This is a genomic window from Frigoribacterium sp. ME-P-080, from assembly GCF_030209595.1.
Classification (GTDB): domain Bacteria; phylum Actinomycetota; class Actinomycetes; order Actinomycetales; family Microbacteriaceae; genus Frigoribacterium.
Genome location: NZ_JARVRR010000001.1, coordinates 243,475 through 261,089, shown reverse-complemented (window position 1 = coordinate 261,089; position 17,615 = coordinate 243,475). Strand labels below are relative to the sequence as shown.

23 protein-coding genes and 1 pseudogene are annotated in these 17,615 nt (G+C 70.9%); 13 read left to right on the top strand and 11 right to left on the bottom strand.

Annotated features, from left to right (window positions below; all coding sequences use genetic code 11):
• Nucleotides 1-28: 28 nt before the first annotated feature.
• A complete protein-coding gene (locus tag QRN23_RS01325; RefSeq protein WP_082460110.1) occupies nucleotides 29-1,477 on the bottom strand; it encodes a sugar porter family MFS transporter in 1,449 nt (482 codons plus the stop codon).
• A 168-nt stretch (nucleotides 1,478-1,645) separates the two neighbouring features.
• Here QRN23_RS01325 and QRN23_RS01320 point away from each other — a divergent pair, with 168 nt between their 5' ends.
• Nucleotides 1,646-2,323, top strand: coding sequence for a hypothetical protein (locus QRN23_RS01320; RefSeq protein ID WP_285062149.1), 678 nt, complete (start codon nucleotides 1,646-1,648; stop codon nucleotides 2,321-2,323).
• A gap of 52 nt (nucleotides 2,324-2,375) precedes the next feature.
• Here the strand turns inward: QRN23_RS01320 and QRN23_RS01315 are convergent, their stop codons facing one another.
• Nucleotides 2,376-2,900 carry a hypothetical protein gene (locus QRN23_RS01315; RefSeq protein ID WP_285062148.1) on the bottom strand — a complete coding sequence of 175 codons (525 nt, stop codon included), beginning with the start codon at nucleotides 2,898-2,900 and terminating at the stop codon, nucleotides 2,376-2,378.
• A gap of 274 nt (nucleotides 2,901-3,174) precedes the next feature.
• Here QRN23_RS01315 and QRN23_RS01310 point away from each other — a divergent pair, with 274 nt between their 5' ends.
• A complete protein-coding gene (locus tag QRN23_RS01310) occupies nucleotides 3,175-3,570 on the top strand; it encodes a phage holin family protein (protein WP_277959591.1) in 396 nt (131 codons plus the stop codon).
• A 122-nt stretch (nucleotides 3,571-3,692) separates the two neighbouring features.
• The gene (aqpZ, locus tag QRN23_RS01305) at nucleotides 3,693-4,475 is read left to right on the top strand and encodes an aquaporin Z (RefSeq protein ID WP_285062146.1); all 783 of its coding nucleotides are present in this window, start codon (nucleotides 3,693-3,695) and stop codon (nucleotides 4,473-4,475) included.
• A gap of 142 nt (nucleotides 4,476-4,617) precedes the next feature.
• Here the strand turns inward: aqpZ and QRN23_RS01300 are convergent, their stop codons facing one another.
• Nucleotides 4,618-5,256 carry a FadR/GntR family transcriptional regulator gene (locus QRN23_RS01300; protein WP_285062200.1) on the bottom strand — a complete coding sequence of 213 codons (639 nt, stop codon included), beginning with the start codon at nucleotides 5,254-5,256 and terminating at the stop codon, nucleotides 4,618-4,620.
• Here QRN23_RS01300 and QRN23_RS01295 point away from each other — a divergent pair.
• From QRN23_RS01295 to QRN23_RS01285, 3 genes are all read left to right on the top strand, one after another.
• Complete coding sequence (locus tag QRN23_RS01295) at nucleotides 5,255-5,449, top strand: phosphogluconate dehydrogenase C-terminal domain-containing protein (protein WP_502874798.1); 195 nt, start codon at nucleotides 5,255-5,257, stop codon at nucleotides 5,447-5,449. The two genes, QRN23_RS01300 and QRN23_RS01295, sit on opposite strands and share 2 nt — an antisense overlap.
• A gap of 158 nt (nucleotides 5,450-5,607) precedes the next feature.
• Nucleotides 5,608-5,919 (top strand): Dabb family protein, encoded by a 312-nt coding sequence (locus QRN23_RS01290; RefSeq protein ID WP_285062144.1) that lies wholly within the window; start codon nucleotides 5,608-5,610, stop codon nucleotides 5,917-5,919.
• Between the two features lie 55 nt (nucleotides 5,920-5,974).
• Complete coding sequence (locus QRN23_RS01285; protein WP_285062143.1) at nucleotides 5,975-6,343, top strand: hypothetical protein; 369 nt, start codon at nucleotides 5,975-5,977, stop codon at nucleotides 6,341-6,343.
• A gap of 163 nt (nucleotides 6,344-6,506) precedes the next feature.
• Here QRN23_RS01285 and QRN23_RS01280 read toward each other — a convergent pair whose 3' ends face one another.
• A complete protein-coding gene (locus QRN23_RS01280) occupies nucleotides 6,507-6,776 on the bottom strand; it encodes a hypothetical protein (protein ID WP_285062142.1) in 270 nt (89 codons plus the stop codon).
• Entirely contained in the window at nucleotides 6,773-7,324 is a 552-nt protein-coding gene (locus QRN23_RS01275; RefSeq protein ID WP_285062140.1) for a hypothetical protein, read from the bottom strand. The genes QRN23_RS01280 and QRN23_RS01275 overlap by 4 nt, the downstream gene beginning before the upstream one ends.
• A 253-nt stretch (nucleotides 7,325-7,577) precedes the next feature.
• Between QRN23_RS01275 and QRN23_RS01270 the strand changes: the two genes are divergently transcribed.
• Entirely contained in the window at nucleotides 7,578-8,009 is a 432-nt protein-coding gene (locus tag QRN23_RS01270) for a hypothetical protein (RefSeq protein ID WP_159825553.1), read from the top strand.
• A 59-nt stretch (nucleotides 8,010-8,068) separates the two neighbouring features.
• On the opposite strand, the gene QRN23_RS01265 is transcribed toward QRN23_RS01270, so the two are convergent.
• From QRN23_RS01265 to QRN23_RS01255, 3 genes are all read right to left on the bottom strand, one after another.
• Entirely contained in the window at nucleotides 8,069-8,719 is a 651-nt protein-coding gene (locus QRN23_RS01265; RefSeq protein ID WP_285062136.1) for a hypothetical protein, read from the bottom strand.
• Nucleotides 8,720-8,802: 83 nt separating this feature from the next.
• A complete protein-coding gene (locus QRN23_RS01260) occupies nucleotides 8,803-9,858 on the bottom strand; it encodes a zinc-dependent alcohol dehydrogenase (RefSeq protein WP_285062134.1) in 1,056 nt (351 codons plus the stop codon).
• A 74-nt stretch (nucleotides 9,859-9,932) separates the two neighbouring features.
• On the bottom strand, nucleotides 9,933-10,115 hold the full coding sequence (locus QRN23_RS01255) for a hypothetical protein (RefSeq protein ID WP_285062132.1): 183 nt from the start codon (nucleotides 10,113-10,115) through the stop codon (nucleotides 9,933-9,935).
• Between the two features lie 597 nt (nucleotides 10,116-10,712).
• On the opposite strand from QRN23_RS01255, the gene QRN23_RS01250 reads away from it, so the two are divergent.
• The 6 genes and pseudogenes from QRN23_RS01250 to QRN23_RS01225 form a co-directional block, all read left to right on the top strand.
• Nucleotides 10,713-11,198 (top strand): hypothetical protein, encoded by a 486-nt coding sequence (locus QRN23_RS01250; protein ID WP_285062130.1) that lies wholly within the window; start codon nucleotides 10,713-10,715, stop codon nucleotides 11,196-11,198.
• Nucleotides 11,195-12,370 (top strand): zinc-dependent alcohol dehydrogenase, encoded by a 1,176-nt coding sequence (locus QRN23_RS01245; protein WP_285062128.1) that lies wholly within the window; start codon nucleotides 11,195-11,197, stop codon nucleotides 12,368-12,370. Before QRN23_RS01250 ends, QRN23_RS01245 begins: the two co-directional genes overlap by 4 nt.
• 174 nt (nucleotides 12,371-12,544) lie before the next feature.
• Nucleotides 12,545-13,447: a glutathione-independent formaldehyde dehydrogenase gene (locus tag QRN23_RS01240; protein WP_285062126.1), complete on the top strand. Its 903-nt coding sequence runs from the start codon at nucleotides 12,545-12,547 to the stop codon at nucleotides 13,445-13,447.
• Between the two features lie 15 nt (nucleotides 13,448-13,462).
• The gene (locus QRN23_RS01235; RefSeq protein ID WP_285062125.1) at nucleotides 13,463-13,666 is read left to right on the top strand and encodes a hypothetical protein; all 204 of its coding nucleotides are present in this window, start codon (nucleotides 13,463-13,465) and stop codon (nucleotides 13,664-13,666) included.
• Between the two features lie 80 nt (nucleotides 13,667-13,746).
• The gene (locus QRN23_RS01230; RefSeq protein WP_285062123.1) at nucleotides 13,747-13,959 is read left to right on the top strand and encodes a hypothetical protein; all 213 of its coding nucleotides are present in this window, start codon (nucleotides 13,747-13,749) and stop codon (nucleotides 13,957-13,959) included.
• Nucleotides 13,960-13,972: 13 nt separating this feature from the next.
• Nucleotides 13,973-14,149 (top strand): annotated as a pseudogene (locus QRN23_RS01225) (DUF7882 family protein); the annotation flags it as partial.
• Here the strand turns inward: QRN23_RS01225 and dnaB are convergent.
• The 3 genes from dnaB to QRN23_RS01210 all read right to left on the bottom strand — a co-directional run bounded on the left by dnaB (nucleotide 14,146) and on the right by QRN23_RS01210 (nucleotide 17,615).
• A complete protein-coding gene (gene dnaB, locus QRN23_RS01220; protein ID WP_043595340.1) occupies nucleotides 14,146-15,534 on the bottom strand; it encodes a replicative DNA helicase in 1,389 nt (462 codons plus the stop codon). The pseudogene QRN23_RS01225 and the gene dnaB sit on opposite strands and share 4 nt — an antisense overlap.
• A gap of 630 nt (nucleotides 15,535-16,164) precedes the next feature.
• The gene (gene rbsD / locus QRN23_RS01215; protein WP_285062121.1) at nucleotides 16,165-16,548 is read right to left on the bottom strand and encodes a D-ribose pyranase; all 384 of its coding nucleotides are present in this window, start codon (nucleotides 16,546-16,548) and stop codon (nucleotides 16,165-16,167) included.
• Entirely contained in the window at nucleotides 16,545-17,615 is a 1,071-nt protein-coding gene (locus QRN23_RS01210; protein ID WP_350224676.1) for a ribokinase, read from the bottom strand. Before QRN23_RS01210 ends, rbsD begins: the two co-directional genes overlap by 4 nt.

Genomic DNA, 17,615 nt, shown 5'->3' with positions numbered 1-17,615 from the left:
CTCTCGAGAGCGTGGCGTGCGGTCGCGGTCACTTCTTGCCGTTCTTCACGACGTAGATGGCGCCGGTGCTGAAGTCCTCTTCGAGCTGCTCGAGCGACCGCCCGTTCGTCTCGGGCACCTTCTTCACGGCGAAGAGGAACGACCCGGCGTTGAGCACCGCGAAGATGAAGAACGTCGTCGAGATGCCGATGCCGGCGACGAGGATCGGGAAGAGCAGGCTGACGGCGAAGTTGGTCAACCAGAGGATGAGCACCGTGAGCCCCATCCCGACGCCGCGCAGCTTGAGGGGGAAGATCTCGCTGAGCATCAGCCAGACGAGAGGGCCGATGGTGCCCTGCATGGTCCCGACGAAGCCGATGACGAAGATCAGGACGACGATCGCGCGGCCGAGCCCCTCGGGGATCAGCAGCGACGACAGGCCGATCAGCAGGTGGAAGATCGTGACGCCGGCGAAGCCGGCCATGAGCATGGTGCGCCGTCCGACCTTGTTGATGATGCGCAGGGCGACGAGCATCGCGACGACGGCGATGACGCCTGCCCCGACGTTGGCGATCAGGGCCCCGCTCTGCGAGAAACCGGACTGCTGCAGCACCTGGGTGCCGTAGTACATGATCGAGTTGATGCCGGTCAGCTGCTGAGCGACGGCCAGGCCGATGCCGATGAACAGGATCTTGCGGAGCCAGGGCTCGGCGATGAGGTCGGCGAGGCGGGCGCTCTTGGCCTCTTTCTCCTCGTCGGCCAGGAGGCGCACCTCGGCCATCTCGGCCACCGCGCGGTCGTCGGCCCGGATCTGCTTGAGCACGGCGAGCGCGTCGTCGTCGCGGCCCTTGGCGATGAGCCAGCGAGGGCTCTCGGGGACACGGAACATGCCGATGAAGAGGGCGATGGCGGGCAGCACCGCGACGGAGAGCATGTAGCGCCACACGTTGTCGTGCTCGCCCCAGACGCTGCCGATGACGGCGTTGATGGTGAAGGCGGCGAGCTGCCCCGAGACGATCATGAGCTCGTTGCGACTGACGAGTCCGCCGCGTTGCTCGGTGGGGGCGAGTTCGGCGAGGAACACCGGCACGGTGACCGAGGCCCCGCCGACCGCGATGCCGAGGAAGAACCGCGCCCCGGTGAGGAACTCCCACGTGGGGGCGAGCACGCAGGCGAGCGCGGCGAAGAAGAACAGGATGGCCAGGGTGTTGATGGTCGGCTTCCGCCCGAAGGCGTCCGAGATGCGCCCGATGAAGAACGCCCCGACCGCGGCCCCGATGAGGATGGCCGAGACCATGATGCCCTCGCTGGCCGGCGTGAGCCCGAGGCTCTCCTCCATCGAGTCGAGCGCGCCGTTGATCACGCCCGTGTCGTACCCGAAGAGCAGGCCACCGAAGGTGGCGATGACCGCGACGGTGCCGAGACGCTTGGTGTGCGGGCCCGAGACCAGGGCGGGAAGAGCTACTCGGGGCGAACTGCCCGATGTGTCGGTGACCACGATTCCTCCATTGGTTGTGGTTACAGCTTCCCGCGTCGGTGCGGGTCGTCGCCCTGCAACGGCGACAGGACGAGGCTAGCCATGTCCGTATGTCCTGTCAATCGGTCATGCGTGGACCACCCCTCGAGTCGGACGGGAGAGGGACTCGCGCGTCCCTAGACTCGGAGCATGCCTTTCGACGAGTGGTACGACGACGAGACACGAGAGGCCGCGACGGCCCGCGTGCTGCAGCGGCGGATGACGAACCCCACCGACCGCAACGTCCTCACCGTCGTCGCGGAGGAGTTCAACGTCCCGCGGCAGACCCTCAGCGACTGGGTCGACGAGGCCTCGCCCGAGTCCGCCAAGCCGAAGCGCAAGCCCCGCCCGAAGTTCTCGCAGGTCGTCAAGACCACCAAGGAGGCGCGGGTCGAGTCCCCCGAGGACGACGAAGCGATCGACGCTCCGCAGCCCGCCGCACCTCCGGAGCCCGCGAGCGAGCCCGAGCCCGACGCACAGACAGGGTCCGTGCCGCAGGCCGAGGCCGTTCCGCAGACCGAGGCCGCGTCCGACCCGGAGTCCGACCCGCAGCCTGACCCGCAGCCGGAGCCGGAGCCCGAGCCCGAGCCCGAGCAGGACCCCTGGGCGGCGTCCGACCCGGCCCCCGAGCCCGAGCCCGAGCCGACGCCCGAGAGCCAACCCGACCTGCAGCCCGAGCCGGCATCCGTGCCCGCACCCGCGCCCACACCCACACCCGCACCCGCCGCACCCGCCGACAGCCGCCTCACCGCCCTCGAGGCCGAGGTCGCGGCTCTCCGCGCCGGCAACCGCGCACTCGTCGAGGCCCTCCGCATCCTCGTCGACTGACGACGCCGGTCGGCGCCTGGCCGACCCGGGCGACGGCCACGAGGCCGTCCGGTCACCGTCGTCGTGGTGACGGCCTCGACGTCGTGAACCGGGCCTGGCGCCGGTCGGCCGCGCGCGCCTCCCGGGGGAGGCGGTAGCCGTCGCGGTAGACGCCGACGACGTCGAGGGCGACGCCCACGAGGGAGCGGACGGCGGTGCGCCGCTCGCGCGAGCCGTACCAGTTGCGGTGGAGACGCCACAGCTCGACGATCCCCCGCACGAGCAGTCCCCCGCCGAAGAAGACGGCGGCGATCCAGGCGATGCCGGTCGAGCCGAAGGCGACGACCGCACCGATGCAGACGACCAGCGTCACCACGAGGGTGATCATCAGCGTGCGCGGGCTCGGCAGCTGTCGGCCGTGCTCGCCGGTCCAGTAGGACGACAGCAGGTAGAGGGCGTCCTCGCGGGAGCGTCCCCCCTCGCGCAGCCGGTCGACGGCGGCGTCGGTGCGCGCGAGTCGGTCGGGCCCGTCGGCCTGGCGCACCGCGGCGCTGGTCGACGCGACGATGCGGATGACGGGAGGTTCGCGTCGAGCCACCAGGCCATCTTGCCGCACGCCGCACGCCGCCCGCCGCCCGACGCCGCCCGCCGCCCGCCGTCCGCCGTCCGCCGGACAGGCCCGCGCTGTCCCCCGCCTGGCCGCTTCGCGAGTGCCCGTCGACCCGAGTCTGCAAGCTCGCTGGAGGTCGATGACGGGTGGGCTGCCGCTCGCGTCCGAATGGTGTGTCACCGAGACACAGCGCGTCCGCACCGCGGCACCGCGATCCCTGGCCACCGACCCGAGTGGCCGCGCCGAGAGAAGGACGACCACCATGAGCGACGACGACAAGCAGGCCGACTCGGGCTTCGCCGGCAGGTTCCGCGACCAACTCGGCAGCCGGGCGATCGAGCCCCTCATCAAGGCCGTGCGCGCCGAACTGAGGTCGGCCCGCGACGAGGTCGCCGGTCGGGCTCGGGACGCGCGATCGGGCGTCGTGTTTCTCGCCGTCGGGGCCGTCCTCGCGATCGTGACCGTGATCCTCCTGGCCGGCACCGCCGTCGCCCTGCTGGCCCTGGCCCTGCCCCTCTGGGCCGCCGCGCTCATCACGTTCGCCGTCTTCGCGGTCGTCACCGCGGTGCTCGTCGCCGTCGGCCTGAAGGGCGTCAAGCGGGGCGTCCCGCCGGTCCCCGTCGACACGGTGAAGAACCTCACCTCGTCGTCCGACTAGCCGCCGGCCCCTCCGAACCGGGCCCCCTCGGAACCGGGCCCCCTCCGAACCCGTCCCGGCCCGGCCCCACCCAAACCCGACCCCACCCCAACCCAACCCCACCCGACACCAGGGAGTCCCCCATGCCTCGCACCACACCCGCCAGCCGGTCCACGAAAGAACAGCGCACGCAGCACGCCGAGACCTACGCGCCCCTCGCGCGGTACGCCGCCGAGGCGTTCGGGGCGTTCCTCCTCGTCGTCGGAGGCGTGGGCACGGCCGTGTTCGCGTCGTCGTTCCCGGACGACGGCAACGCGCTCGGGGTCGGCTTCCTCGGCGTGGCCCTGGCGTTCGGCCTGAGCGTGATGGCCGGCATCTACGCCGTCGGCCACATCTCGGGCGGCCACTTCAACCCCGCCGTGACGGTCGGCTTCGCCCTGGCCCGTCGGACCCCGTGGGCGAGCGTGCCCGGCTACGTCGTCGCGCAGCTCGTCGGAGCGGCCGCCGGAGCCAGCGTCGTGGCGCTCGTCGCCGCGGACGGCCCCGCCGGCTACTTCGCCGCGGCCCGGGACTCGGGCTTCGCCTCGAACGGCTTCGGCGCGTCGTCGCCCGGCGGGTTCGGCCTCGGAGCCGTCCTCGTCACCGAGATCGTGCTGACGGCCGTGTTCGTCGGCGTGATCCTGTCGGTAACTGCCAAGGGTGAGTACAAGGCCCTGGCACCCTTGGCGATCGGTCTGACCCTGACCCTGATCCACCTGATCAGCATCCCCGTGAGCAACACCTCGGTGAACCCGGCCCGCTCGCTGGCGGCGGCCCTCTACGGCGGCCCCGACGCCCTGGCCCAGGTCTGGGTCTTCGTCGTGGCGCCCCTCGTCGGCGCCGCCCTGGCGGGTCTGGCCCACCGCGTCCTGCGCCGTCGCGCCTGACGGGCGACCCGAGCGGCTGGGAACGCAGGAGGCGCGGGTCGCGTGACCTGCGCCTCCTGCGTTCTCGCACGGTGACGCCGGTGCCGACCGACGCTCGAGCGGAGGCGACGACGACGTCGCCCCAACCGTCGGGGGCGACGACCTAGACGACCGTGGTGCTCCGGACCCGGTCGGCGGCGGTGGCCATGTGGTCGCGCATCGCGGCGAGCGCGGCGTCGGGATCGCGTGCCTCGATCGCGCGGAAGACGGCCCGGTGTTCGCGGTACGCGGCCTCGGCCTGGTCCTTCTCGGTGAGCCCGCGTTCGACCCAGAGGCGCAGCAGCGACCGGGTGCTCTGCAGGAGGTCCTTGAGCACGACGTTGTCGGCGCTGACGGCGATCTGCAGGTGGAACCGGATGTCGGCCTGGAGGAACGCGTCGAGGTCCTCGAGCGAGTCGGCCATCACCTCGATGTACCCCCGCAGGGCGTCGACGTCGGCGTCCGTGGCCCGCTCGGCGGCGTAGGCGGCGGCCTGGATCTCGAGCCCGCCCCGGACCTCGATGAGCTCGCGCGTACGTGCCGCGTTCAGCATGAGACCCCAGCTGAGGGTGGTCGGCAGCAACTCCGAGGTCTGGTCGCGCAGGTAGGTGCCCGAGCCCGGACGCACCGTGACGATGCCGAGGATCTCGAGGGCGGCCAGGGCCTCGCGGACGGCCGACCGCCCGACGCCGAGACGTTCGGCGAGCTGCCGCTCGGGTGGGAGGCGCGACCCGGGGGTGTCGGGGTCCCCTACTTGCGCGATGCTCTACGGCCACACCTGGATCGCGCTGACCAACGGCCTGCGCGGCTCGAACCCGTTCAGCGACGCCTGCCACATCGCCATGGACTACGGCCGCGAGTCGATCGTCCGCGACGACTGGAAGAAGATCTTCGACGACAGCCAGCTCGACTCGGTCATCGCGCGCATGATGAAGATCGACGCCGTCCGCCGCTAGGCCGCGACGACGCGAACGCAGGAGGCGCGGGTCGCGTGACCCGCGCCTCCTGCGTTCCCGCGTGGTGCGGTGGTCGCCCGGGCCGACCGCCGGGGCGACGCCCGTGTCAAGATCGGGTGACCTGCCGCGGCGAGCGGCGACGACGAGGGGATGCGCGGATGGCCGACACGGACGAGATCGTGCACGTGGTGTTGGTCGAGTGGGCCGAGGGGGCCCCGGCCGACGTGGCCGAGCAGGCGACGCGGCTGTCGACCGAGCACCTCAGCGGCATCGACGGCGTGCTGTCGGTGTCGAGTGGCGGCAGCGTCAGCCCCGAGCAGCTCGAGGCCGGCTTCGACTGGATGCTCGTGGTGCGCTTCCGTGACGCCGCGGCGCGCGACGGCTACCTGCCGCACCCCTCGCACCAGCCGGTCGCGAGCTACCTCGGCGACGCGTCCGCCCGGGTCGTCGTCTTCGACGTCGCCGCGTAGCGCCGGTGGTCGCCATCGCGGAAGCGCGATCGACGTACTCGGGCACACTGTCCCGATGAGGAGACGACGCCCGGTGCCCGTGCCGCGCCACGAGATCGAGCCGGGTGTCCCGCCGTTGTCGACGTGGCCCGCGGACGGGATCGTCGGCACGATCGGTTCCGGCCCGTCCGCAGGAGCCGCGATCGCCGCCTTCGTCGAACGAGACGTGAACGGGTCGTACGTGGACTACGTCCTCGATCTCCCCGTCGACCGCCTGCTCGACGCGGCCGGTGAGTTCGTCATCGACGACTGGGCCTCGGACTCCCGCGTGCCCGGTGACGAGGGTGGCCTGATCGACTTCGTGACGCGCGCCGTCGACGTCCGCTGGTCGACGGAACAGGGCCTGATCGACGCCTACGTCCGCGCCCGGAAATCGGGCTCGTGAGAGCATCCGTCCGACCCGCGGCTTCCCTGCCGAACTCCCTCGAGAACCCCAGGAGGCGCGGCGCAGCGGACGCGCCGATCGTCACCTCTCCTGCGCCACGAGCCCATCGACGACGACGAGCCGCACCCTTCCCGGGTGCGGCTCGTCGTGTCGGTGTCGATGATCAGGGGCGAGTGGTGCCTCCGACGGCGCTGACGGCATCGCTGATGGTGCTGCCCGGGTGGGCTTCGCGGTAGGCGCGGACCTCGGCGGGGTCGACGTCACGCTCGGGGCGTCGGGACGGGCGGCCGAGAGCGCTCTTGCCGGCGAGGAACGCCGAGGCGAGCGCGGCCACGATCAACAGCATCCCGACGGTGCGGTCGGCCGTGAAGAAGACGACCAGGGCGATCGCCGTCAGGGCGAGCGGGGCGAGGGCGCGGAGCCAGTTCGTCATGAGAAGCACTGCTCCTTGATCTGGGTGATGCCGATGAGCTCACCGGCGAGTGCGGCAGCGGCGCCGCCCAACGCCTTGACCTTCTCGTACGAGAAGCTCGCGCCCCACATGATCTTGGCCGCCTCGGTGACACCGCCCAGCTGCTTGATGAGCGCCTTGGCCTTGAGGATCTTCGCCGCGGGGAAGGCGGTCGAGGCGATGACGGTGGCGATGGCGCCGGCGCAGCCGAGGACGTTCGCCTGGAGGGTGACCCCTCCCCCGCCTGCGCTCGAGGCCGGGGCGTTCTCGGCGAGCCACTGCTGCGTGGCAGCGTCTCCGGCTTGGAGCACCGAATCGGGGATGCGTTCGATGATCGAGAGCGCCTCCTCCATCTCGGCCAGCTGCGCCTCGGTGGGGGCGGGCGCGGCTTCCTGGGGGGTCGCCGACACGGTCTGCGCCGACGAGGTCGGGGTCGGGGCGGCCTGCGCGGCCGTCGCCCCACCGAAAGCGAGGGCGATGCCCAGGGTGCCGGCGAGGAATGTGGTGGAGATCTTTCGGGTACAGGTCATTGGTCTGCGTCCTCTCGGTCGGATTCCGTTGGTGTACTGATCGGTCTGGAAAAACGCTAGAACGCCCTCGGCGAGCGATGCCAGCCGATTGACGTGATCCTCAGGAATCTCCGCCGAGCGACGGAATCCGCGCGAACGAGACGGCCACCGCATCGGGGCTGAGGAGGCGGGAGGCGCGGGTCAGGTGACCAGCGCCTCCCGCGGCTGCGTTCCCTCCGCCTCGCCGGCACCGGGTGGGCGGTAGGTTCACCTCATGAAGGTCCTCGCCGGCATCGTCACCGCGCTGCTCGTGGTGTCGGTGCTGCTGGTGCTCGCGGTGCGGGCCGACCCGGACGTGCCGCTCGTGCTGTCGGGGTCCGACGCGCGCCTCCCGTACTGCACGACCTACGAGCCGGTGATCGTGGCCGACCTCACGACGGAGACCCTCCCGGCCTGTGCACCGCACGGGGTCGAGCTGCGCTTCCCCGACGGCTTCGTCATCGACCTGCCCGACGAGCCCGGCGCCGGCGGACGCCCCTCGGATCGCTACGACTACGGCTACGTCGACGTCGGGGCGTTCGGCATGTACGCGTCCCGGGCCGACCACGCCTGCGAGGACGTCGAGCAGTGGGGCACACCCGAAGCCATCCGCCGCGTCACCGAGGCCTTCGGCGACGACTACGCCTGCGTGCCCGACCAGCAGTGAACCGAGGAGGCGCGGGTCACGCGACCAGCGCCTCCTGCGGTCCCGCAGGGTGGATGGCCTCAGCCACCCCCGTGCCGACGAGTGAACTCGCGCGCGATGGCGAAGGCCACCCAGTCGGCGGGGCGATCGTTTCGCCAGGCGCCGGCGTGGAACGAATTGACGGGAGCACCGGTGTCGCCCAGATGGATGGCGAGGCGGATGGCGACTTCCTCGACCTCTTTCAACGCCCTTTCCTCTCGCCATTCATCCACGAACGGGCGCGCCGTCGGGGAGAGTCGACCGTCCGAGATCAGGTCGTCCACCCAGCCGAGATCGACGTCGACGTCAGTCTTGACGCTGCCTGCGACGACCGCGGCGTGCGTGCGCTCGAGCGCGATGCCGTGCGCGTGGTCTCCCCCTCGCCAACTCTCCTCGTTGGTGGTTCTCGTCTTCAGCCCACCTTCACCCTCGGCGATGCCGATGTAGAGCACGCCTGATCGCAACGGATCTCCCTCGCGCGCACCATGCACCCAGCAATAGAGGCCAGCGCCGTCGGCGACTTCCTTGTCGCTGACGTTCCACACGACGCCGATGAGGCGAAGTCCGGCCTGAAGGGTCAGCGGCGTGATGAGTCGCAACGTGGTCTCGGAGAGAAGCGTCGACGGGGGCGCGAGTTCATCCGACTCCTCCGGATTCGAGACCTCGTGGGAGGGAACGGCAGGCTCGGTCATCTCGTGCTTTCCTCACGTCTAGGGAGTCGGCCTCATCATCCCAGTGCCCGCAGCACGTGGGGCCCGGCGGCCGCACCCCCGGCTCACCGGTTCGGCGCGACCAGCACCTTCGCGTGCTGCGTCTCGCCGCTGTCGAGCTCCACGAGCAGGGCGGGCAGGTCGTCGAGGCCGACCGTCCCCGTGATGAGCGGCCCGGCATCGACCGAGTTGTCGGCGAGCGCGCGCATCGCGCCGACGAAGTCGGAGTGCGTGTAGGCGAGGCTGCCGACGACGGTCAGCTCGCGGCTCTGCCAGTCGCCGTACGAGACCTCCGAGGTGGTCATCGGGTAGCCGAGCAGGGCGAGCGTCCCGCCGCGGCGGACCAGCTCGGCGCTCGGCTGGAACAGCGAGGAGGCGCCGGTGCACTCGTAGAGGACGTCCGCGCCGAGCCCGTCGGTCAGCTCGAGGACGCGGGCGCGGAAGGCGTCGCCGGGTTCGTGGACGTCGGTGAAGCCGAGGCGGCGGGCGGTCTCGCGCCGCGCCTCCATGGGTTCGACGATGACGACGGCTCCGGAGCCGGCGTGGCGGGCGTGCTGGGCGGTGAGCAGGCCGATGGGGCCGGCGCCCTGGACCACGACGACGTCGCCGAGGCGCTGGCCCGCGCGGCGGACGGCGTGGAAGGTGACGGCGGTGGGCTCGACGAGGCCGAGCTGCTCGTCGGTGAGGCCGTCGAGGGCGCGCTGGACGCGGCGTTCGTGGACGGTGACGTGTTGGGCGAAGGCTCCGTGGGTGGGGGCGTCGGGCGAGATGCCGTTGGCCTCGGCGAAGGCGGTGTCGCAGTGGTCGGGGTGGCCGGCGCGGCACATGGCGCACGAGCCGCAGGGCGGGCCGACGCTGGCGACGACGCGGTCCCCCACGGCGACGGTGGTGACCCGACTGCCGGCGGCGACGACGGTGCCGGTCCACTCGTGGCCGAACACCGCTGCGGGGATGAGCCCGCCGGACGCCCACCCGTGCGTGTCCGTCGCGCAGACGCCCGTGTAGCGGATGCGCACCACGACCTGCTGCTCCCCCGGAGCCTTGAGGTCAACCTCGGCGAAGGCGACCGAACGCTCGGCGTCGACGGTGGCGAAACGGGTGCGGGCGGGGAGGTCGGTCATGTGGACCAGGGTAGGCGTGGGCGACAGGTGTTGCTCAACCTACGGGGCGGGCACGGCCCGTGTTCTCGTGGCCCTCACTCGCTGCTCGCCGATGCCTCGTCCGCCTCGGGCTGCGCAGCTTTCGCGGGACGCTCGGGCCGTGTCGCCTGGACGATCTGCCCGATCATGAGGCCGACGAAGAGGAGCCCCCAGAAGACCGACCCCTCGGGATCGACAGCGTGGACGCCGGCGAAGAGAGCGATGACGGAGCAGTTCAAGACAACCGCCCATTGCAGTTCATAGCGCGACATGACTAACTCACCCGACCCGGCGGAATTCGTTCTCGAACATCGGCATCTCTCCTCCGATCAGAGCCCGCCCAGCACGAGCTACGCCCACCGTAGAACAGATCGAAATGTTGTGCATTTCATGACGGATGCGCCAACCTCGTGAGACGAGGGCCTAGAGGCGGGTCGTGGCGACGTCGAGCGGCGGCACCGTCGGCACCACCGCCCTCAGCCCGCGCGCGAACCCCGGCACCTCTCGACGACGACCCTCACCGCCCCTCCTGCACTCCTGAGCATGGGCCGGCCGGGCCGATCCGCCGACCCGCCCCGCGCCTCCTTCCGGACCCCATCCGATCCACGTAACAACTGACGCCCGGACGGTGTCAAGGGTCAAAAATTCCTCTCGCAGCACGGGCCGCGCGGTGCGCACACTGGGGTCGAACGGGCGGCCGGGTGGGCAGATCCAGGGACCGGTCGCCCGCTCTCCCATCCAGAGAACTGCGCACTCGCGCGAACCGAGGAGGTCGAGATGAACACCACCGATCCGCAGCGGGACACCCCCGCTCCCCCGACGAGGAGGGCCGCCTGATGGCCGGCCGCCTGGCCGGCGCCGGAGCCGGCGTCGGCGTCGCCGCCGTGGCGACCGCCGCAGCCGCCGTCGTCGGACGACGACACCGCCGCCGCCCCGACGAGGGCGCCGGCTCCCCCCAGGAGTCCCGCTCCCGGTGGCAGGCCGTCACGATCCTCGCCCAGCCGCAGGACGTGCTCGGTGCCGACGACACCCCACCCTTCTTCGACGACCTCCGGGACACCGTCGAGGTGGAGGCGCGGCCCGCCCCCGCCGACAAGGGCACCGAACTGCGCGCCCGCCTCCGCGAACCCGCCTCGTCCGAGGACGACGCCGCCGAGGCGGCCAAGGAGATCCGCGTGGCGCTCCGACGGGCGACGCAGGTCATCGAGGCCGGCGAGGTCCTGCGGGTCGACCCCACTCCCCACGGCGAGCGCAAGGCCACCCCCACCGGCGCCGTCGTCGACGAGGCCACCGACCGTGCCGACGAGGAGGGACTGCTGTGAGGGCCCTCACCTGGACCGGCGTCAACGAGACCTCGGTCGAGACCGTCGACGACCCGACGATCCTCAACGACCAGGACGTCATCGTCAAGGTCCACCTCAGCACGACGTGCGGGTCCGACCTGCACCTGCTCGGCGGGTACATCCCCACCATGCGGTCGGGCGACGTCCTCGGCCACGAGTTCATGGGCGAGATCGTCGAGGTCGGGTCGGGCGTCCGCAAGCGCAAGGTCGGCGAGCGCGTCGTGGTCTGCTCGTTCGTCGCCTGCGGCCGGTGCTGGTACTGCAACCACGAGCTGTACTCGTTGTGCGACAACGGCAACCCCAACCCCGCCCTCACCGAGACCCTCTGGGGCTCCCCCATCGGCGGATGCTTCGCCTACAGCCACGCCCTCGGCGGCTACGCCGGCAGCCACGCCGAGTACATCCGCGTGCCCTACGGCGACCACGGCGCCTTCCCCGTCCCCGACGGCGTCTCGGACGAAGCAGCCCTGTTCGCCTCGGACGCCGCCCCCACCGGCTGGACCGGCGCCGACCTCGCCGGCATCACGCCCGGCGACACCGTCGCCGTCTGGGGTGCCGGCGGCGTCGGCCAGATGGCCGCCCGCGCCGCCATGCTGCTCGGGGCCGAGCAGGTCGTCGTCATCGACCAGCTGCCCGAACGGCTCGACCAGGTGCGGCAGCACGTCGGTGCCGAGATCCTCGACTTCGCGCAGGACGACGTCCTCGCCGAACTCAAGGAGCGCACCGGCGGTCGCGGCCCCGACGTCTGCATCGAGGCGGTCGGCATGGAGGCCGACGGCACCGGCGCGCAACACCTCTACGACCAGGTCAAACAACAGCTGCGGCTGCAGACCGACCGGCCCACCGCGCTGCGCGAGGCGATCTACGCCTGCCGCAAGGGCGGCAGCGTCTTCAGCCTCGGCGTCTTCGGCGGGCTCGTCGACAAGTTCCCGCTCGGGGCCCTCATGAACAAGGGCCTCACCCTGCGCGGGGCCCAGCAGCACGGCCACCGCTACATCCCGATGATCCTCGACCGCATCGCGGCCGGCGAGCTCCACACCGAGCACCTCGCGACCCACGTGCTCCCGCTCGAGCAGGGGCCCGAGGGCTACGAGATGTTCAAGTCCAAGGACGACGGCTGCGTCCGCGCCGTGTTCCGCCCCGGCACCTGACACCGTGCCCGCCTCCCCGAGGAGGCGCGACCCACCCACCAGGGGAGGCGCGCCTCCCCGGCACCCGACGCGCGCCTCCCCCACCACCCGACACCGCGCCTCCGTCGCCCCACCACCGAAGAAAGGGAAGAGACCATGAGAGCAGTCGTCTACGAAGGGCCGAGGAAGGTGTCGGTGAGCGACGTCCCCGACGCCCGCATCGAGCGGCCCACCGACGTCCTCGTCCGCATCACCAGCACCAACATCTGCGGGTCCGACCTGCACATGTACGAAGGCCGCACCGACTTCGAGACGGGCCGCTGGTTCGGCCACGAGAACCTGGGCCAGGTGATCGAGGTCGGCTCGGGCGTCGACAAGGTGAAGGTCGGCGACTGGGTCGTACTGCCGTTCAACGTGGCCTGTGGCCACTGCAAGAACTGCGAACGCGGCCTGACCAACTACTGCCTCACCGCGCAGCCCGAACTCGCCTGGGCCGGCGCCGCCTTCGGGTTCGCCGACATGGGCCCCTGGCCCGGCGGGCAGGCCGAACTGCTGCGCGTGCCGTGGGGCGACTTCAACTGCCTGCGCCTCGGCGAGGACGCCGAAGAACGGCAGACCGACTACGTCATGCTCGCCGACATCTTCCCCACCGGGTACCACGCGACCGAGATGGCCCGCGTGAAGCCGGGCGACCAGACCGTGGTCTACGGGGCGGGGCCGGTCGGCGCGATGGCCGCCTACTCGGCGATCCTCAAGGGGGCGAGCAAGGTGATGGTCGTCGACCGGCACCCCGACCGGCTCGCGGCGATCGAGGAGATCGGGGCGATCCCGATCGACGACTCGTCCGTCGACCCGGTCGAGGCCGTCCTCGACCTGACGATGGGGCTCGGGGCCGACAACGGCTGCGAGTGCGTCGGCTACCAGGCTCACGACCCCGACGGCGCGGAGCAGCCCAACCTGACCCTGAACCGTCTCGTGCAGTCGGTGCGGTTCACCGGTGACCTCGGCGTCGTCGGCGTCTACGTGCCGCAGGACCCGGGTGCGTCCGACGAGCTGGCGAAGCAGGGCGTCATCCCGTTCGACTACGGCCAGTTCTAGTTCCGTGGGCAGACCATGGGCACGGGTCAGTGCCCGGTCAAGAAGTACAACCGGGCCCTGCGCGACCTCATCGCCGGCGGCAAGGCGAAACCGTCGTGGATCGTCAGCCACGAGCTCCCCCTGGAGGAGGCGCCCCAGGCCTACGCGCACTTCGACGCCCGCGACGAGGGCTGGACGAAGGTCGTGCTGCACCCCGACGCCGTGCCGTCGGCCGGCTGATCCGACCGAACCCGATCCCGACCCCGACCGAACCCGACCCCGGACCGGACCCGAACCGGCCCGAGAACCGAGGAGCACCGATGGACGACCGCATCCTGTCCCCCCGACGGACGGGCCTCTACGTCGCCATCGGAGTCGCCGTCGGCGTGGGCGTGGGGCTGGCCGGTGCACCGACGCTGGGCCCCCTGGCAACCTGGTGCACGGCCGGCCTCATCGCCCTGGTGTCGTACTTGTTCCGCACCGCCCTGATCGCCACCACCCTGAACCTGGTGACGAACCTGGCCCAGAGCTGACGACCCGCCGGTAGGCAAGGGCCGACAGACCATCTGGTTGTATCCGGCCGTGCTGCTGCTCTTCACGTACTCCGGTTCGCGGACGCCGCAGGTGAACCCCGCGTGGGTCCACGCCCTCGAACTCGCGGCGAACACGAGTTCGGGGCTGCAGTGCGTGCCCGAGCCCGACGTCCGCGAGGCGATTCGCTAGCTGGGCATGTCCACGAACCGCGAGAACATGCCGTGGAACGCCACGGTGATGGTGTCGGTCGGGCCGTTGCGGTGCTTGGCGACGATGAAGTCGGCCTCGCCCTGACGGGGGTTGTCTTTCTCGTAGGCGGACTCGCGGTGCAGCAGGATGACCATGTCGGCGTCCTGCTCGAGCGAACCGGACTCTCGCAGGTCGCTGATCGCGGGCTTCTTGTCGGCACGCTGCTCGGGACCACGGTTCAGCTGCGACAGCGCGATCACCGGCACCTGCAGCTCTTTCGCCATCAGCTTCAGGGCACGCGAGAACTCCGACACCTCTTGCTGACGGCTCTCGACCCGCTTGCCCGACGTCATCAGCTGCAGGTAGTCGATCACCACGAGCTTGAGGTTGTGCTGCTGCTTCAGGCGACGGCACTTCGCCCGGATCTCGACCAACGTCATGTTGGGCGAGTCGTCGATGAAGAGCGGCGCGTCGTTGATCCGGCCGCGCACCTGCGCGATGTTCGTCCAGTCCCGCGCGTCGACCGTTCCTTTGCGCATGTTCTGCAGCGGCACGCTCGACTCGGCCGACATGAGACGCATGGCGATCTCGCTGCGCCCCATCTCGAGCGAGAAGAACACCGACGCCTGCCCGTGCTTGATCGACGCCGCCCGCGCCAGGTCGAGCGCCAACGTCGACTTACCCAGCGCCGGTCGCGCCGCCACGATGATCAGCTGACCCGGGTGGAACCCGTTCGTCAGCGCGTCGAGCTGCGCGAACCCCGTCGGCACGCCCGTCATCTGACCGTCGCGACCCTTGGCCGCCTCGATCTCGTCGATCGCGACCGTCACCGCCTCGTTCAACGGCACGTAGTCCTCGGTCTGCACGCCACCGGCCACGTTGTAGACCTCGGCCTGCGCGTTGTTGACCAGGTCGACGACCTCGCCCTCGCTCGCGTACCCCATCTGCACGATGCGCGTGCCGGCCTCGACCAGACGGCGCAGCACTGCCTTCTCGGCGACGATCGACGCGTAGTACCCGGCGTTCGCCGCGGTGGGCACGACGCCGGTGAGGGTGTGGAGGTACTCCGCTCCCCCGGCACGCGACAAGTCGGCGGACTTCATCAGCTCGTCGCTGACCGTGATGACGTCGGTGGGCTCGCCGTGCGAGTACAACCCCAGGATCGCGTCGTAGATGACCTCGTGCTTGGGCACGTAGAAGTCCATGCCACGGACCGTCTCGATGACGTCGGCCACGGCGTCCTTGCTGAGCAGCATGCCGCCGAGCGCGCTCTGCTCGGCGAGCAGGTCGTGCGGCGGGACGCGGTCCATGTTGACGGGGCCACCACGGTCGCGATCGCGGGCGTTCGACGCATCGGGAGCGAGACCGAGATGGGCGATCGACATGGGTCCTCCAACGAGAATCGGGTGGGTGCGGGGCAGCACCGAAGACGCTTGGGGCAGTTCTACGACAGACCCCCGACATCCCCCTGCCGAACCGCCGTGACCCACCCCTGACGAGCGCGGGTACACCTTATGGACACCCAGTTCTCCACAGCAAATGCACCTGTGGATAACTCTGGGGAGAACAGGTGAGCAACGCCGGACAACCCTGGGGAGAACTGTGGATCACGCTGTGGACAACGAGATACTTCAGTTGGATTACCTGCCTTTGACCAGGGCTTTCTCGATTCCACAGTCGTGTGGAGAAAATTGTCTAAACCGAGGGTTGAGACATCCGATTTGACTTCTGCCTGTGCACAAGGGATTTGACTTTCGGCCCATTCGACCGATAGCGACGCAGCCTGCGTTCAGCTTCCCGTAACCCCCGAAGGGGGGCCTGTGAAGAGCCTGGTCAGGACGGTACCGGAGACCGGCGCCGCGCCTCCTTGGCTCGATCACGGCTCGTGAGAGGGCGGCCGGGAGGTCGCACCACGCGCGGGACGGCCCGGAAGCCGAAGAACCCCGTTTCCGAAGAAGAACCACCAGGGATCGGGGTTCGTCTTCGGAAACGGGGTTCGAGGGGGAGCAGGTGCCTCAGAAGGGGACGCCGCAGCGCAGCACGACGTTGGCGTACGGGGTCGCCTCGCCCGTCCGGACGAGGAGGCGCGCTCCACCCGACAGCCGCTTGAGCTCGTCGTGCGAGACGTAGGCGACGTCGTCGAAGCGGGACGTGATCTGCGCACCCGCGGGGGAGTCCTGGCTCTCGTCCGCGGCCGTGCAGGCCTCGAACACCACGTCGGCGGTCAGGGCGTCCAGCACGTCGGCGAAGGCCGGCAGGCCGTGGACGACGGCGAGGTCGACCACGGGGACTCCGGCAGGCAGGGGGAGTCCGCAGTCGGCGACGACCACGAGGTCGCCGTGACCGAGTCCGCTCACCGCGTGGTTCAGCTGGGCGTTGAGCAGGCCTGCGCGCTTCACGAGGTCACTCCGTCCGCTGAGTCGGCCTCCGCCGACCCCTCCGTCGGGGCGGCAGGCGCCGCCGCAGGCAGCTCGTCCTCGAGCGTCGGGTACGACGCCTGCGTGCCGACACCCGTCACCGAGAACGCCCCGACGCGCACGGCGTCCCGAGCGGCCTCGAGGAGCAACGCACCAGCGGCCAGCCCGGCGGCGAGGGCGCCGACGAAGGCGTCCCCGGCTCCGGAGGAGTCGACGGCCGCGACGCGAGGCGAGGCCACCAGCACGGTGCCCGACGCGTCGGAGACGATCGCGCCGGCGGCACCCCGGGTCATGACGACCGAGGTGACTCCCTGGGCGCGCAGGGAGGCGACGACCGACTCGTCGTCGACCCGCGCCTCCTCGTCCGACGCCGAGGCAGAACCAGAACCAGAACCAGCCCACGCGGCCAGCAGCAGCCGACCCTCGTGTTCGTTGACGACCAACGGATCCGCGGCCTTCACCACGTCCGCCGGCACGTCGATGACCGGGGCGAGGTTGAACACCACGCGCCCTCCGGCGTGCTGCACGGCGGCGGCGATGCCGTCCACGGGGATCTCTCCCTGCAGGACGACCACCGCGGCATCGGCCAGCGCGCCCGCGTGCCCGCCGACGAACGACGCCGAGACGGCACCGTTCGCCCCGGGGACGACGACGATCGTGTTCTCGCTGTCGCCTCCCACGCTGACGATCGCCAGGCCGGTGGGCCCGGGGACGGTGTCGACGCCGCTGACGTCGACACCGCTCGAGCGGAGGTGGGGCAGGGCGTCGTCGGCCCGTCCGTCGTCGCCGACCGCACCGATCATCACGGTGCGGGCGCCGCGCCGGGCGGCGGCGACGGCCTGGTTCGCGCCCTTGCCACCGGGGGAGAGGGTCATCGACGAGCCGATGAGCGTCTCGCCGGGCAGGGGTAGGCGGTCGACGGTCACGACCTGGTCGACGTTGATCGACCCGACCACGACGACCGTGCCGGCCGAACCGGCCGGAACCGGACCGTCCGCGCCGACCGCACCCGCGCCTCCCGCAGTGCCGTCGACGCCTGGACCGCTCAC

Coding starts and splice junctions, on each gene's coding strand:
- QRN23_RS01285 (WP_285062143.1), top strand. CDS start 5,975: ATGAGGAGACGACGCCCGGTGCCCGTGCCGCGCCACGAGATCGAGCCG.
- QRN23_RS01310 (WP_277959591.1), top strand. CDS start 3,175: ATGAGCGACGACGACAAGCAGGCCGACTCGGGCTTCGCCGGCAGGTTC.
- QRN23_RS01320 (WP_285062149.1), top strand. CDS start 1,646: ATGCCTTTCGACGAGTGGTACGACGACGAGACACGAGAGGCCGCGACG.
- QRN23_RS01280 (WP_285062142.1), bottom strand. CDS start 6,776: ATGACGAACTGGCTCCGCGCCCTCGCCCCGCTCGCCCTGACGGCGATC.
- QRN23_RS01230 (WP_285062123.1), top strand. CDS start 13,747: ATGGACGACCGCATCCTGTCCCCCCGACGGACGGGCCTCTACGTCGCC.
- QRN23_RS01295 (WP_502874798.1), top strand. CDS start 5,255: ATGCTCTACGGCCACACCTGGATCGCGCTGACCAACGGCCTGCGCGGC.
- QRN23_RS01270 (WP_159825553.1), top strand. CDS start 7,578: ATGAAGGTCCTCGCCGGCATCGTCACCGCGCTGCTCGTGGTGTCGGTG.
- QRN23_RS01250 (WP_285062130.1), top strand. CDS start 10,713: ATGGCCGGCCGCCTGGCCGGCGCCGGAGCCGGCGTCGGCGTCGCCGCC.
- QRN23_RS01235 (WP_285062125.1), top strand. CDS start 13,463: ATGGGCACGGGTCAGTGCCCGGTCAAGAAGTACAACCGGGCCCTGCGC.
- dnaB (WP_043595340.1), bottom strand. CDS start 15,534: ATGTCGATCGCCCATCTCGGTCTCGCTCCCGATGCGTCGAACGCCCGC.
- QRN23_RS01260 (WP_285062134.1), bottom strand. CDS start 9,858: ATGACCGACCTCCCCGCCCGCACCCGTTTCGCCACCGTCGACGCCGAG.
- QRN23_RS01265 (WP_285062136.1), bottom strand. CDS start 8,719: ATGACCGAGCCTGCCGTTCCCTCCCACGAGGTCTCGAATCCGGAGGAG.
- QRN23_RS01290 (WP_285062144.1), top strand. CDS start 5,608: ATGGCCGACACGGACGAGATCGTGCACGTGGTGTTGGTCGAGTGGGCC.
- aqpZ (WP_285062146.1), top strand. CDS start 3,693: ATGCCTCGCACCACACCCGCCAGCCGGTCCACGAAAGAACAGCGCACG.
- QRN23_RS01275 (WP_285062140.1), bottom strand. CDS start 7,324: ATGACCTGTACCCGAAAGATCTCCACCACATTCCTCGCCGGCACCCTG.